We start from the raw sequence: 13,207 nt of genomic DNA, 5'->3' as shown, positions 1-13,207 counted from the left end.
TTAGATTGGAAATCAACTATTCAACGCACTTCCCGCCACCATTTCCGTGTCGTGCTCTCGGGTGTCACACTTTCCCCAATCATTGGTGTCAAAACTGGAATCTCATCGCGTTTCGCTTCCTTGAGCAACCGTTCGACCGGTTCGAACCACGCATGAAACGCGAGGATGAAGGCAGACCAATGAATCGGCATCAGGACACGACCTTTGACATCACGATGTGCTTGAACCGTTTGTTCCGGTAACATATGCGAGTTGGACCAACGGACATCATACTGCCCACATTCCATCATCGTCAGATCAAACGGACCATATTGTTCACCAATTGCTTTGAAATGCGGACCATACCCACTATCGCCACTAAAGAAAACTTTTTGCGAGCCTTCGATGACCCATGATGCCCATAGCGTCGAAAATTGATCAAAACCATTTCGTCCTGAATAATGACGAGATGGGGCTGCCGTCAGTTTAACAACACCAACTTGCGTCGACTCATGCCAGTCGAGTTCCGTGATCCGGTCCGCTGAGACGCCCCATCCACGCAGACGACTCCCGACACCGAGCGGCACGATGAAGCGACCGACTCGATTTTTCAAAGCGAGGACGGATGGATAGTCCAGATGATCATAATGGTCGTGTGAATAGACGACGACATCAATCAACGGAAGGCGTTCAAGATCAACTTTCTGTGTCGTTTGAAACCGTCCCCCTCCCAGTTTCGGGAATGGCGACGGTGCGCGACCGAGCATCGGATCAAAGAAAATCGTTTGTCCATCGAGTTCAAGTAAAAACGCCGAATGTCCAAACCATGTCACACGTGGTGCCTCACTATCGTCTTGCCGTCGCTGATATGGAAGCGTCGGCAGCGCTTTGACAGGACGCAGATTCGGAATGTTTCGTCCGTAATCCTTTAAGATGCTTTTCATCGAGTCCCATTCCATCTTCAACTGGAAATCCATCTCATTTTTGAATTTCCCGTCAACAAAACGATCTGATCGTTCGAAACTCCGCCGCTCTGCACGGCTTGGTCGTTTCCCGAACACCGGGTATCGGTTGATGAACCAAGCACTGGCAAGACCGATTCCTGCTAAAGCTGTCACTATTTTTTTCATGTCTTATCACCTCTTCGATGCTCTCAGTATAGCACCTCGATTCCCCACACATCTCGCTTTGCGACTCCGGACACGAGAAAAAAGTGAAGATCACCGATATGGCGCCTTCACTTCTAGGTATTAGTCGAGATCGTCCGCTTTCCACTTCGCCCGGTCGCTCTTCTCACCTTCCTCACGGTGATTGGATTCATAGGCGTTGTTGCCTGGATTTTCGACTTTATTATCATCGTACCGATGATCTTGGTCATGGTTATGATGATGCTCATGGTCATGATGGTGATCGTGGTCATGGTCGTGATCTCGATCCTTGACGAACAGTGCAAGACCACCTCGCTCGACTTCCGCGTAATGCCGTTCTGCCTCATCATCCGAATGTCCGACACGTTTTAACGTCTCACGGAGCGGTGGTTCTTTAGAGAACGTTGATTTGACTTGATCAATCCAACTCGCACCTGATGCTTCTTCTGCCGCGTCATCTCGACCGACGACAGAAAAGTCCGAATCATGATGTCCTTGCTGTTTCAATTCTTCAATTTTTCGTTCCAGACTCGATTGATCCTGATAAATCCCAACAAACCGTTTCGCCATCACATGACACCGTCCTTTTTCATATGAATTCAAACACGCTCTATTTTTACCCTTGTTCGATTGTCATCAAACGAGATTTCCAGAACGAAAAAACGGACCACTTCGAAAAGTAGTCCGTGAAAACATTAAAGTTGTTGCGGTGAATCGACCAATGTGATCGTTCCTTCGTTTTTCTGAACGAATCGCTCGTAGACGAAATCATTCGCAAATAACAGAACGGCATTCTCCCAGCGGTCATAGACGAGAACCGTCCGTGAATCCGTCAATTGTTTGACAGCAGCGACTTCTGCTGGCTTGATCCACTTGGCGACTTGGAAGTTCGCGGCATCCTTCAAGATGTCAACGCCATACTCACCTTTGAGCCGGTGCTCGAAGACTTCGAATTGGAGTTGTCCGATCGCTCCGAGGATGATTTCGTTGTATTCCGTTTTGTAGACCTGGATCGCACCTTCTTGTGCAAGCTGTTCGACACCTTTTTGGAACTGTTTCGACTTCAAGGCGTTTTTCGTGTAGACCTTCAGGAAGAGTTCTGGTGCGAACGTCGGGAGTGCTTCATATTGTAACGATGGATCGCCATTCGTGATCGTATCACCGATTTGATAGTTGCCTGAGTCATATAACCCGATGACATCTCCTGCGAACGCTTCGTTGACCGTTTCACGCTCATCCGCCATGAATTGTGTCGATTGCGACAGCTTCATCTTCTTGCCTGTCCGTGTCAGGACGACGTCCATCCCACGATCGAACTTACCTGTACAGATCCGGACGAACGCAATCCGGTCGCGGTGGTTTGGGTTCATGTTCGCTTGAATCTTGAAGACGAAACCACTGAAGAAGTCTTGCGCCGGCTCGACTTTTCCTTTGTTTGACTCACGTGGTGTCGGTGAAGGAGACAAGTTCAAGTAATGTTCAAGAAGTGGTGTGACACCGAAATCGACGAGTGCTGATCCGAAGAAGACCGGAGTCAGTTCACCTTTTGCGATCAATTCTTCATCGTATTCGTTACCTGCGCCGTCGAGTAAGTCGACTTCATCCATCAACGTCTCGTACATTTCTGAGTTAATCGTCGTCGCGAGTTCTTCGTTCGCGAGACCTTCCTCGCCGAGTTCGATCGTCTTACGATCATTTTTGAAGCAGTGGAATTGTCCTTTGACACGGTCATACACTCCTTCGAACTGTTGACCTGAACCAGCTGGCCATGTCACAGCAACCGACGGGATACCGAGGACTTCTTCGAGTTCTTCCATCAATTCGAGCGGATCACGTGCTTGACGATCCATCTTGTTGATGAACGTAAAAATCGGAATACCGCGCATTCGACAGACTTGGAAGAGTTTCTTCGTTTGCGACTCGATCCCTTTCGCCGCATCGATGACCATGATTGCTGAGTCAACAGCTGTCAGGATCCGGTACGTATCTTCACCGAAGTCCGAGTGACCTGGTGTATCCATGATGGAAACGATTTTTTTGTCATATTCGAATTGCATGACCGAAGACGTAACAGAGATTCCCCGTTGCTTTTCAATTTCCATCCAGTCCGATTTCGCGAATTTCGAGTTTTTCCGTGCCTTGACAGAACCTGCCTCACGGATTGCGCCTCCGTGTAGGAGGAATTTTTCAGTTAGTGTCGTCTTACCCGCATCCGGGTGGGAAATGATGCCGAAAATCCGACGCTTTTCGACTTCCGTTTGTAGAATGTTTGTCATGTATGGTAGTTCCTTTCACCGATATATTCAAAAGTCCGATCAATCTTTTTCGCAACTAGTCTATCATACCGAATTTTCAAGGTCTCGTCCATTTCACTTCATTGACTTAATTTTCAGATTTAAAGTTGACAATTCATCACTATCTTCTTTACGATGACTAGGAAGTTCACTATTACAGAAGGAGGAGACGTACAATGGTATTCCATCAAGCCCGGACATCTGTCCACACTGTCTTTGTATCGGCTACAACTGTACGTCACCCAATCGTTTAATTTTTAATTAAGCAGGGTGTGCGTATGCGTATACGTACATGCTGCCCTCTTATATTTGGACGGGTATGCCCATATTTGTGCGTATCCGTCTTTTCTATTGTCTAAAAACGGAATATAAGGGGTTTTCACTATGTTTAATGCACTCAAACAGCTTGATCGCAACATCTGGATCCGGTTCGTCGGGGAAACGATCACCGGAATCATGATGTTCATGATTGCACCATTTTTAGTTCTCTATTACGCGGATCGACTCGATTCCTACTTCCTAGTCGGCGTCATCATGGCGACTGGACCGATCATGTCACTCGTCGGCGCCGTTCTCGGTGGCCACTTCGCTGATAAATTCGGTCGAAAACCACTGATGGTTCTCTCGATCATCGGTGACGTCATCGCGCTAATCGGTTTCTCGTTCGCCGATTCATTCGGACCGCTGCTCGCTTTGAACGCGTTGCTCGGTTTATCGAGTTCACTGTTCCATCCGGCAGCAAGCGCGATGGTCGCTGACGTCACACCACCAGAACGCCTGAATGAATCGTTCGGACTGCTTCGGATGGGACATAATGTCGGCGCAGCGTTCGGACCACTTCTCGGAAGTGCTGTCCTGTTCGTCGATCGTTCGCTCATCTTCTACTCCGCTGCCTTCGTCTTTTTCCTATATGGACTCGTTCTTTACTTCTTCATCGAAGAAACGAAACCGGAGTATATCGAAAAGACAGACGAAGTCAAAGTATCACCGCTCACTGTATTGCGGAAGGATCACGTCTTTTTAATCTTCATCGGTGCGGGTGTCTTCATTTCGATGGGGTTTGCCCTCGTCGAAAGTATGTTACCGGTCTTCTTGAAAGAAGCACTGCCAGGATTACCGACGAAACAAAATCCGTTTCCTTACTTGATGGCACTCAACGGAATCATGGTCGTCTTATTCCAGTTCCCGATTGCTGCTCGCTTGTCAGGGAAGGCATTCGGAAAAGTCATGTTGCTTGGTGCCTCGATCTTCGGAATCGGTATGATTTTCCTCGCATTCGTGCCGTCTTACCTGTTCTCACTCGGAACGAGTTATGTCGTGCTCGTGACAGTATTGCTTGCGATTTATGCATTCTATACACTCGGTGAGATGATCATGTCCCCTGTGCAGATGACATTCATTGCCTTAATTGCCCCGGAACATCTCCGCGGAACGTACAACGGTGCTGCGAGTCTTCAGTGGTTGATCGGTGGCGTCACCGCCCCACTTCTCGGATCCTTATTCCTTGATACCGGAAAAGGTGATTTTGCGCTTGGATTCGTCGGACTGCTCTGCTGTGTATCAGGTGGGGTCTATCTCGCACTCGATCGTTCGATTCAACGAGCGAAACGTTTAACGAAATCAGCCTAAAAAAAGCGATGTGTCATGCTCCGACTTCTGTCAGAACATGTCACATCGCTTTTCTCGTTAAGATGGTAATTGATTTGCCGCTACGAACGGACCGAACAGGACCGGTAGCGGATCGAGTCGTTGCTGGATGTCTGCAATGAAGTTCGTCGATCCACTGACGAAGACGATCGGATCATTCGCTGTGATCATCGTCAGGAATTCCTGCATCTGCTGTTCCCATCCTTCTTGACGAATGTGGTGGACGATCATGCCTTTCGTCGTCAAGGATACGACATTTGCTAACATTCGTTCTGCTAGTTCTTCAGCTGAGACATGTAATAAGGTCGTTTTCCGACCGCTTAAGAGAGCATGCCTTGCTTCATCAATGACGGCTCCTAGATGATGTTCTTCTGCGATCAATAAGATATCTTGTTGCCGCCAATTTTCAGCACGGCGGTATTTACAAAAATGCCGACATGTATCGACGAGTTGATGGTGAACAATTGCCCATGCTTGAAGTAAAGGTGCATTTTCTTTAAGGTCATATTCGATTTGAATAGCTTGAAGAATTTCACGACTGATGATGTCAGGGTACGTCAACAGAAACGATTTCGTCTGATCGATTTCATTCAGTAAAATCAATTTAAACAGTTCACTCGATTCATGCTGGTTTGTAATCTGATTCAATAATTGACTCAGGCGTAAAATCCGCAGTGCCCGAGTTCCGTCCTGAGCTCCCGCTTCTCGAAGCGCGCGCAATTCTTCTTCGTACGTCGCCTCGAGCGAGTCATAGAAGCGCGTCGCGATCCGCAATCCCTTTTGCTCCATCGATGGACCGAGCTGTTGCAAAAGGTGTAATGCCTGATCGAAATGCATAATTTAACCTACCTTTCACCATCCATTATGCGTGAATCCACTCTCAAAAACAATCTCTAAAATGCATCTTATTTTTTGCACATTGAAAGTTGTAAATGCTTGCGTCCCCCCCTAGTATGTGTGTTAAGTAGGTGATGAAAATGCGCATGACACGTTATACGGATTACGCGATTCGGTCCCTGCTGTTCGCAGCAGCTCATCCCGATCGTTTAGTCCGAATCCAGGAAGTAGCGGATTGTTACGACATTTCTAAGAATCATTTGATGAAAGTAGTCTATCGTTTAGGACAGAGTGGTCTGATTGAATCTGTCCGTGGTCGTGGAGGTGGTTTTCGATTAGCGAGCCCTCCGGATGCAATTCATATCGGTGACGTCGTACAACTGTTTGAACCAACCGTTCATTTTCTCGATCCGCAAGAAGGCATTCACGAGATTCCTTCGCTCAATCCAGCACGTGATGCTTTCGATGATGCCATTGCGGCGTTCCATCAAGTACTCAATGGTTACACAGTACATGATTTGCTACATCCGACAGCTAATACTCATTCCCAAATACTTGAAATGATTCCGAACCGCGATTGAGCCGGTTCGGAATCTTTTTTATTCCGTCCTCGCTCAATTGCGATTTCTCAAAACGCTCGTGGTATACTTATATAAGAAAGGAGGGGTACAGATGAACCCTCAAGAAGAACTCCATCTTTTATATCTTCGCTTAAAGGAAGAAGAACCCTCCGTTGCACGCGGTGAGGCCTTATGGGCCATCTTTGAGGAAACAGCTGATGATTCACTCCGCTTCCTCTCCTTATGGACATTTTCACAAAATCAATTTGATTTAGGACACTTCCGATCGTTTCTTGTGTCCTTCACGCTCTTGATGGAATGGATCCGAAAAGATGAGATGACACTAACTCCAAAACAAGAACTTGATTTGTACTGGAACTACAAGTCCTACTTGATCTATATGGCAGAACAAGAAGACGTGACGGTATCGCTTCTCGAAGAAGATCTTGACCGATTCATCGATTTTTGTGACGCGCATGGATTCGCGCGCACACGCGACTATATTAGCTTCATGGTTTACAGCAAGCTCGGTGACGAGGAGCAAGCCGATCACTATTTATCGGAATGGGTCGACGCACCAAGCGACGAACTCAGTGATTGCCCATCCTGTGAAGCCTTCAGCCGGATGACGTATGCAATCGAACGTGGATTCGAAGATCGCGCCTTACTTCTTTATGCGGCACTGCGACATGAACGCGGTTGTTCACGGATGCCAGATCAGGCTCATCCATACATCCTGCCATTATTCCTTAGTCGCAAAAAAGAGCGTTTTGATTGGAGCGAACGCTTGATTGAAGAAGTCAAACGTGGCGAAACACTCTTTACCGGTGGCGATGAGCCCTATCATTTATATGCGAAGATGTATTACGACACAAACTATACCTGGTTGATGGAAGAGAAAAAACAATTGATTCCATTCTTAACCGATCGTGGATATCTCCAGTTCCTACTCGCTCACTATGCATTTGCCCATCGACAATCCCTTGGTGAGGAAGCGTCGTATCTCGCAGCGCTCCGGACGAACTTATATGAAATCGCTCAATCTCTTGATCGTCGGATCGAAGGTGTCTTCTACTTGAACCTTGTCGAGCGTGAACTGAAACGGATCACCCAGTTCGTTGCTTAAATCTTATTCGTAAAGGAAGTGTCTTCATGTTAGATCATGTCCAACTCGCTATGCCGAAAAACGAAGAAGATCGCGCCCGTGCATTTTATGCCGGGCTTTTACATATGAAGGAAGTCGATAAACCTGCTGGTGTTCAAAAAAGTGGTGGTGTTTGGTTTAAAGAACACGGTACAGCGCTTCACCTCGGCATCGAGGATCCATTCTCTCCTGCTAAAAAAGCGCATCCTGGATTGACTGTCGCTACATTTGAAGAAATGAGTGATCGCTTGCAAGCCGCAGGTTATCCCGTTGAGCATGATACACGACTTGCTCCGCGCCGTCGTTTCTTTACAGCGGACCCATTCGGTAACCGATTGGAAATCATTTCCGCTCATCTTCCGACCTTAACGCCGAAGAAGCTGACAGATGGTTCACATATCCGCCTAGTCGCCCCCGCTTCGAGCCTCTCGACAGTCGAGCTGAAGATCATTGACGATGCAATCGAGACACTCGAATCATTCGGATTACGCGTCTCAATCAGTCAACATGCGCGTGCTGTCAATCCGTTCGGCTCCAGTGATCCCGAGTTACGCGTTGCAGATCTCCACGCCGCGTTTGCTGATCCGAACGTCGATGCGATCCTTTGCGTTCGTGGTGGGTTCAGTACGAATGAACTCGTCGATTTACTCGATTATGAACTGATTCGGACGCATCCGAAGATTCTTTGTGGCTTCTCTGATATCACCGCGCTCAGTCACGCCATTTTGACGAATACAGGTTTAGTGACATACTCTGGACCAATGTTACGGGCTTTCCGTGATCGTGACGCCTATACGATTGATTATTTCAAACAAGTCTTATTCGCAACGGACCCGGTTACAATCAAGCCGTCGATTCATTGGCGGGATTCGGATCGCGGACATGTCATCACGTTACCGAACAAAGGACCGATACTCTTATCTCCGGGACAAGCGAGCGGTCGTCTAATCGGTGGAAATCTTTGCACCTTGAACCTCCTTCAAGGCACGTCGCACTTCCCTGATTTGCGGAATACAATCTTGTTCCTTGAAGACGATTACGAAGTCCACCCAGCGACGTTCGCCCGTGATTTCGCCTCTTTGATGGCGCAACCAGGCGCCGAGACAATTCGTGGGCTCGTCTTTGGGCGGTTCCAACTCGCGACGAAGATGACGGAAGAACATCTGCGCTACTTGATTTCACTTTACCCATCACTAAAACAGATCCCGGTCCTTGCGAATGTCGATTTTGGACATACGAGTCCTTTGTTTACGTTCCCGATCGGTGGACAGGTTGACCTTCATGACGAGGTCATCCGACTTCATATTTCTTAAATATCAAAAGAAGGAGACGCGGCAATCCGCATCTCCTTCTTTTTTAATAGTCGAGCAATCTCGAAGCGTCGATTTGACGTTTCGACCCATCCGCGAACATCTCGAGTGTCGCAAAAATCTGGTCATTTGCCCATTCATAGTGAAGTAATGTGAAGTCTTCGAGTGTCGAGACCGTCTTGAACGTTTTCCCGACCGTAAACGCACGCTTCCGGCTCGCATCTTCTGCCGGAACGGTGACGAAGATGACTGTGATCTCCTCACCCTTTGTATCATAATAGAATTCAACGATCCGACCGTCCGCTGTTTCAGGTAAGACACCTTTACGGGGCTGTCCGGTCTCGTCCAATTGTACATATGGTTGCAGCATTTTTTCGCCTCACTTTCTCCGTCATTCATCATAGCACGTCCACCTGATTTATGCTAATCTATATTTGATGTGAAAGGGGGATGAGTCGCGCATGGAATGGTTCATGAACGGGATTCTGCTCTGGGGCTTTATCATGATTACACTCATGGCAATCGGCGGGTTTTTCATGTTCCGGAAGTTCCTCAAGAAGTTGCCGAAAGAAGACGGTAAATCGATGATGGACTGGGAAGATGAGTACATCGACAAGACACGACACCTTTGGACGGATGAGACGATGGAGTTATTGAACGCTCTCGTCATGCCGGTCCCATCGGCATTTCGTGATGTCGCACGCCGCAAGATTGCCGGGCGGATCGGACAATTCGCACTCGAGGAACGGGCGACAGAGATGACATCTGAACTGGTCGTCAAAGGGTATATTTCTGCGACGCCGAAACGCGATCATAAATTCTTGAAAAAAGCTTTGACGGAGCACGCCATCGACTGGCGAGACTACGCATTATATTTCCAAAATTGAAGGATGCACGAAAAAACCGCCGAAGTCACCTTCAGCGGTTTTTTATTGGGGTAAATGTGCTACAGACACGGTGCCCGATTTCACCTTTTTGTATTTGAGATACATCGCGAAGCGCCACGGGGCAATCATACCGAAGGCGACGAGATAAAAGATCCCACCTGTCTCGAAGATGTCGATTTGCCCTCCGATAAAGAATTTCGCAATCGTCCGAATGAATAAGATGCCGAATAAGACGATGAAAAACGCTTTCGAACGTTGCAGATAAATCTGCCCTTCCGCTTCATAAAAATTGGATGTCTTGATCAAAAAGATACTGAAGATGGCTCCAATGAGCAATGCTTCTGCTACCTCCGTCCATGTCAGACGGGAAGCTGGGTATAAAAACTGTAGCATTCCCGTTGACATCGCAAACGGTGGGATCAAGATTTTTTTAGCGTTCGTCGGTTTTGCTGATGCCTTCACGCGAATAAAGCTGATCAGCAAACCCATGACGAGCGCTACCCCAGTTGATATCCAAATCATCCGATCACTTCCTTGATTAAAATCCTGTGAATCCGACGATGTCACTCATCCATGCCGCGAATTTACTGAGACCGTCAAAATACAGCATGACACCGAAGACCATCATCAAAGCTCCACCGAATTTCGTTAATTTCAGACTATACTGCACGAACAGACGCGAACGACCTACGAAAAATGCCATTAATAAGAAAGGAATCGAGAACCCAAGGACGTACGCGAGCATGTAGAACATACCTTGGCTCGGATTGGTCGCAGCTAATCCGATGACTCCTGCGAGAATCGGACCTGTACATGGTGTCCAACCAGCCGCAAAACCGATTCCGACGAGTACCGTTCCGACGTATCCCCCTTTTCGTTCCCCAAGATTCAGTTTCTTTTCACGCATCAAGAATGTCGGTTGCCATAACCCGACGAGAACGACACCGAACACGAAGATGACGAGTGCCCCGACCATCCGTAACGTATCCCGATATGTGATAAAGACATCTGCGAACAAGGATGTCGAGAGTCCGAGCACAGCGAAGACCATCGCGAATCCAACGAGGAAAGCTAACGTGTGAAACAGGGATCGCCTTTCCCGTACCCCTCGTTCCTTCAAATCCGTGACCGACACTCCTGTAATATAGGAGAGAAATACAGGATACAGCGGCAACGTACACGGAGAGACGAATGATAACAAACCGGCTCCGAACGCTAACCACAATGAGAGCTCCATATGAGCATCCCCTTTCTTTACTACTATAGAAGAAGTTCCTTCTCTATTTTGCCAAACTCCTCTGCATTTAGCACCTATTATCTCACAGAAAGTTGCAAAAGATTCGTGTCCGCCAAAATTACAAAAAAATTACATTTCGTCAATTTTACTGAAATCTCGTTGCACCTAGTAAATGGACTTGCTAGAATATGGATACGACACCAATGTAAGGGAGACCGCTATGACGACACAACAACTATTGACGTTAGCCATTGAAGCCAAACGTAGCGAATTATATCATCAAGCTGACCAGTCCAGCTTCACCTCCCCGCGTGTTTTGCAACTTAGCCATGAACTCGACGTCCTACTTTTAGAATATTCACGGACGGTCCAAAACTATACCATTCACGGTTCAAACGAACCGCTCTTATCCTAATGCACGATCCAGTCAGCATTCGAGTGTGAATGCTGACTTTTTTATGACTTCTTATTTCTGATGGAGGTGCTTTATGTCTGCTCTTACGTTCTTAGCTAGTTCCCGTCCCTTTTATGTACCTGACGATCTTCCTCGATTATACGTAGATGAAGTCGAACCGCTTGAATATGTCTCCTTGAAGCAAGGACGATTCACGATGTCTTACCTTTATACGATTGATGGTGCTGATCAATGGGAGTTCATGATTTACTTAGAGCGTTATATGGAAGAAGGAGATGTCCTCGAATTACTCTACATTGAAAATCAAAATGACAGCATGCATGACCATCTACCGTCCGCTCCACTAGTAGAGCCGATTGACATCAATATTCAACAACGAACATACCAAACGATTCACGGCACGTTTCAGCTTTCCGCTAACGATTGGATGCAGGAATTGTACCATCGTTCCTATCTGACAGCGTTTGGTGTGACGACGATCGTCAAGTATTGATCTGCATATCACCTATTTCACTTTTTCATCACTAGACGATAAAAGGATGACATAGTTTCTATATTTAAGTCTTTTTCCTTTTAAATTGTTCGAATATTTCATCGAAAGTAAGTCAAAAGACCTATAAATGTCTATTTTTCATAATTAGTATGTCCTACCGATGACAAAAACCGTTCTTTTGCAATCTTCTTGTCATACAAGCTCAGTTTGTAACTCGAATGACATTGACCTGTAAACGCACAAGTCAGATTTGCCGTGTAAAGTAGGAACAGTAAACACAGCATATGTCAGGAGGACATCAATAATGAAAAAAGCAGTTTTCGCTGCCGGTCTTGCAGCAACAGCTCTATCAGTAGGATTTGCCCAAGAGACAGAGGCTGCCTCAGAAACGGTAACAGTAAATACACCAGTACTCAACGTACGCACAGCACCTACAACTGCATCAGCAGACGTAGGCAATGTATATAAAGGTCAAACATTAAATGTCGAAGGACGTTCTGGCGCATGGATCCAAACACACATTAACGGTCAAAAACGTTATGTCCATGGCGCGTATACGTCTGCAGCAGGCTCATTCGACTTTAAAAAAGCTACAGTTACTACGGCAGTATTAAATGTCCGCACACAACCAACGACAAGCTCGAAAGATGTCGGTAACCTCTACAAAGGTGAAAAAGTCAACGTAGAAGGTAAAGTCGGTGCATGGATCAAAACAACAATCGACGGTAAAACACGCTATGTACACAGTGCATATACAACACTCGGTAGCGTAGCGAAAGCACCAGCAGCTCAACCAGCTGCGAAGCCAGCGGCTCAACCGGCTGCGAAGCCAGCACCAAAAGCAGCAGCTCAACCAGCAACTGCAACAAAACAATCAACACCTGCAAAATCAGGTACAAAAGTGACGATGAACGTCAGTGCTTACACGAACGACCCATCTAACAATGGTAGCCAACTCTACAATGGTCGTGCGTTGACAGCAAGCGGTTATGACGTTACAAATACGATCACGTACAATGGTATGCGTATCGTAGCAGCTTCTTCGCAATATCCAATCGGTACACGTATGCACATCGAAGGCATTGGTGAAGCAATCGTACTCGACCGTGGTGGCGCAATCCAAGGTAACCGTCTTGATCTTCTCGTTGGTTCACAACAAGAAGCACTCAACTGGGGTCGCCAAAACGTCACAGTTACAGTCTACTAATCAAAATAAACAACCTGCCGGGCGAGATCGCCTGGCAGGCTTTTTTTAT

The 13,207-nt window shown here is 47.0% G+C and carries 15 protein-coding genes; 8 read left to right on the top strand and 7 right to left on the bottom strand.

The features are described from left to right. Positions 1–20: 20 nt before the first annotated feature. From B3S86_RS03970 to B3S86_RS03960, 3 genes are all read right to left on the bottom strand, one after another. Positions 21–1,109 (bottom strand): MBL fold metallo-hydrolase, encoded by a 1,089-nt coding sequence (locus B3S86_RS03970; RefSeq protein WP_290749312.1) that lies wholly within the window; start codon positions 1,107–1,109, stop codon positions 21–23. A gap of 120 nt (positions 1,110–1,229) precedes the next feature. Next, positions 1,230–1,697 (bottom strand): general stress protein, encoded by a 468-nt coding sequence (locus B3S86_RS03965; RefSeq protein ID WP_290749309.1) that lies wholly within the window; start codon positions 1,695–1,697, stop codon positions 1,230–1,232. Positions 1,698–1,822: 125 nt separating this feature from the next. After that, complete coding sequence (locus B3S86_RS03960; RefSeq protein ID WP_035408673.1) at positions 1,823–3,403, bottom strand: peptide chain release factor 3; 1,581 nt, start codon at positions 3,401–3,403, stop codon at positions 1,823–1,825. 402 nt (positions 3,404–3,805) lie between these two features. Between B3S86_RS03960 and B3S86_RS03955 the strand changes: the two genes are divergently transcribed. Continuing rightward, the gene (locus B3S86_RS03955) at positions 3,806–5,050 is read left to right on the top strand and encodes an MDR family MFS transporter (RefSeq protein ID WP_023467788.1); all 1,245 of its coding nucleotides are present in this window, start codon (positions 3,806–3,808) and stop codon (positions 5,048–5,050) included. 57 nt (positions 5,051–5,107) lie between these two features. Here the strand turns inward: B3S86_RS03955 and B3S86_RS03950 are convergent, their stop codons facing one another. Further along, positions 5,108–5,905: a hypothetical protein gene (locus B3S86_RS03950; RefSeq protein WP_056060567.1), complete on the bottom strand. Its 798-nt coding sequence runs from the start codon at positions 5,903–5,905 to the stop codon at positions 5,108–5,110. Positions 5,906–6,045: 140 nt separating this feature from the next. On the opposite strand from B3S86_RS03950, the gene B3S86_RS03945 reads away from it, so the two are divergent. The 3 genes from B3S86_RS03945 to B3S86_RS03935 all read left to right on the top strand — a co-directional run bounded on the left by B3S86_RS03945 (position 6,046) and on the right by B3S86_RS03935 (position 8,922). Beyond that, entirely contained in the window at positions 6,046–6,486 is a 441-nt protein-coding gene (locus B3S86_RS03945) for an RrF2 family transcriptional regulator (RefSeq protein WP_056060564.1), read from the top strand. A gap of 91 nt (positions 6,487–6,577) precedes the next feature. Further along, positions 6,578–7,591 carry a hypothetical protein gene (locus tag B3S86_RS03940; RefSeq protein ID WP_056060561.1) on the top strand — a complete coding sequence of 338 codons (1,014 nt, stop codon included), beginning with the start codon at positions 6,578–6,580 and terminating at the stop codon, positions 7,589–7,591. Positions 7,592–7,617: 26 nt separating this feature from the next. Next, positions 7,618–8,922, top strand: coding sequence for an LD-carboxypeptidase (locus B3S86_RS03935; protein ID WP_290749299.1), 1,305 nt, complete (start codon positions 7,618–7,620; stop codon positions 8,920–8,922). 43 nt (positions 8,923–8,965) lie between these two features. On the opposite strand, the gene B3S86_RS03930 is transcribed toward B3S86_RS03935, so the two are convergent. Beyond that, entirely contained in the window at positions 8,966–9,289 is a 324-nt protein-coding gene (locus tag B3S86_RS03930) for a hypothetical protein (protein ID WP_023467783.1), read from the bottom strand. Positions 9,290–9,380: 91 nt separating this feature from the next. On the opposite strand from B3S86_RS03930, the gene B3S86_RS03925 reads away from it, so the two are divergent. Beyond that, on the top strand, positions 9,381–9,806 hold the full coding sequence (locus tag B3S86_RS03925; RefSeq protein ID WP_035408684.1) for a DUF2621 family protein: 426 nt from the start codon (positions 9,381–9,383) through the stop codon (positions 9,804–9,806). A 42-nt stretch (positions 9,807–9,848) separates the two neighbouring features. Here B3S86_RS03925 and B3S86_RS03920 read toward each other — a convergent pair whose 3' ends face one another. After that, positions 9,849–10,328 (bottom strand): CcdC family protein, encoded by a 480-nt coding sequence (locus B3S86_RS03920; RefSeq protein ID WP_035408686.1) that lies wholly within the window; start codon positions 10,326–10,328, stop codon positions 9,849–9,851. A 16-nt stretch (positions 10,329–10,344) separates the two neighbouring features. Next, positions 10,345–11,043 carry a cytochrome c biogenesis CcdA family protein gene (locus B3S86_RS03915; RefSeq protein ID WP_035408688.1) on the bottom strand — a complete coding sequence of 233 codons (699 nt, stop codon included), beginning with the start codon at positions 11,041–11,043 and terminating at the stop codon, positions 10,345–10,347. Positions 11,044–11,263: 220 nt separating this feature from the next. Here B3S86_RS03915 and B3S86_RS03910 point away from each other — a divergent pair, with 220 nt between their 5' ends. The 3 genes from B3S86_RS03910 (at position 11,264) to B3S86_RS03900 (ending at position 13,158) form a co-directional block, all read left to right on the top strand. Further along, the gene (locus B3S86_RS03910) at positions 11,264–11,458 is read left to right on the top strand and encodes an aspartyl-phosphate phosphatase Spo0E family protein (protein ID WP_023467779.1); all 195 of its coding nucleotides are present in this window, start codon (positions 11,264–11,266) and stop codon (positions 11,456–11,458) included. 73 nt (positions 11,459–11,531) lie between these two features. After that, on the top strand, positions 11,532–11,951 hold the full coding sequence (locus tag B3S86_RS03905) for a hypothetical protein (RefSeq protein WP_035408690.1): 420 nt from the start codon (positions 11,532–11,534) through the stop codon (positions 11,949–11,951). Between the two features lie 304 nt (positions 11,952–12,255). Continuing rightward, positions 12,256–13,158 carry an SH3 domain-containing protein gene (locus tag B3S86_RS03900; RefSeq protein WP_035408692.1) on the top strand — a complete coding sequence of 301 codons (903 nt, stop codon included), beginning with the start codon at positions 12,256–12,258 and terminating at the stop codon, positions 13,156–13,158. Positions 13,159–13,207 lie beyond the last annotated feature (49 nt).

Origin of the sequence: Exiguobacterium sp. UBA3968 (assembly GCF_002385115.1) — a bacterium.
In the GTDB taxonomy this organism is placed as follows: domain Bacteria; phylum Bacillota; class Bacilli; order Exiguobacteriales; family Exiguobacteriaceae; genus Exiguobacterium_A.
Note: the sequence above shows the minus strand (reverse complement) of the source record. Positions and strands in the feature narration are given on the sequence as shown.

Excerpts from the sequence above, each read along its gene's own strand:
- B3S86_RS03970 (WP_290749312.1), bottom strand. The coding sequence starts at position 1,109 with ATGAAAAAAATAGTGACAGCTTTAGCAGGAATCGGTCTTGCCAGTGCT.
- B3S86_RS03965 (WP_290749309.1), bottom strand. The coding sequence starts at position 1,697 with ATGGCGAAACGGTTTGTTGGGATTTATCAGGATCAATCGAGTCTGGAA.
- B3S86_RS03960 (WP_035408673.1), bottom strand. The coding sequence starts at position 3,403 with ATGACAAACATTCTACAAACGGAAGTCGAAAAGCGTCGGATTTTCGGC.
- B3S86_RS03955 (WP_023467788.1), top strand. The coding sequence starts at position 3,806 with ATGTTTAATGCACTCAAACAGCTTGATCGCAACATCTGGATCCGGTTC.
- B3S86_RS03950 (WP_056060567.1), bottom strand. The coding sequence starts at position 5,905 with ATGCATTTCGATCAGGCATTACACCTTTTGCAACAGCTCGGTCCATCG.
- B3S86_RS03945 (WP_056060564.1), top strand. The coding sequence starts at position 6,046 with ATGCGCATGACACGTTATACGGATTACGCGATTCGGTCCCTGCTGTTC.
- B3S86_RS03940 (WP_056060561.1), top strand. The coding sequence starts at position 6,578 with ATGAACCCTCAAGAAGAACTCCATCTTTTATATCTTCGCTTAAAGGAA.
- B3S86_RS03935 (WP_290749299.1), top strand. The coding sequence starts at position 7,618 with ATGTTAGATCATGTCCAACTCGCTATGCCGAAAAACGAAGAAGATCGC.
- B3S86_RS03930 (WP_023467783.1), bottom strand. The coding sequence starts at position 9,289 with ATGCTGCAACCATATGTACAATTGGACGAGACCGGACAGCCCCGTAAA.
- B3S86_RS03925 (WP_035408684.1), top strand. The coding sequence starts at position 9,381 with ATGGAATGGTTCATGAACGGGATTCTGCTCTGGGGCTTTATCATGATT.
- B3S86_RS03920 (WP_035408686.1), bottom strand. The coding sequence starts at position 10,328 with ATGATTTGGATATCAACTGGGGTAGCGCTCGTCATGGGTTTGCTGATC.
- B3S86_RS03915 (WP_035408688.1), bottom strand. The coding sequence starts at position 11,043 with ATGGAGCTCTCATTGTGGTTAGCGTTCGGAGCCGGTTTGTTATCATTC.
- B3S86_RS03910 (WP_023467779.1), top strand. The coding sequence starts at position 11,264 with ATGACGACACAACAACTATTGACGTTAGCCATTGAAGCCAAACGTAGC.
- B3S86_RS03905 (WP_035408690.1), top strand. The coding sequence starts at position 11,532 with ATGTCTGCTCTTACGTTCTTAGCTAGTTCCCGTCCCTTTTATGTACCT.
- B3S86_RS03900 (WP_035408692.1), top strand. The coding sequence starts at position 12,256 with ATGAAAAAAGCAGTTTTCGCTGCCGGTCTTGCAGCAACAGCTCTATCA.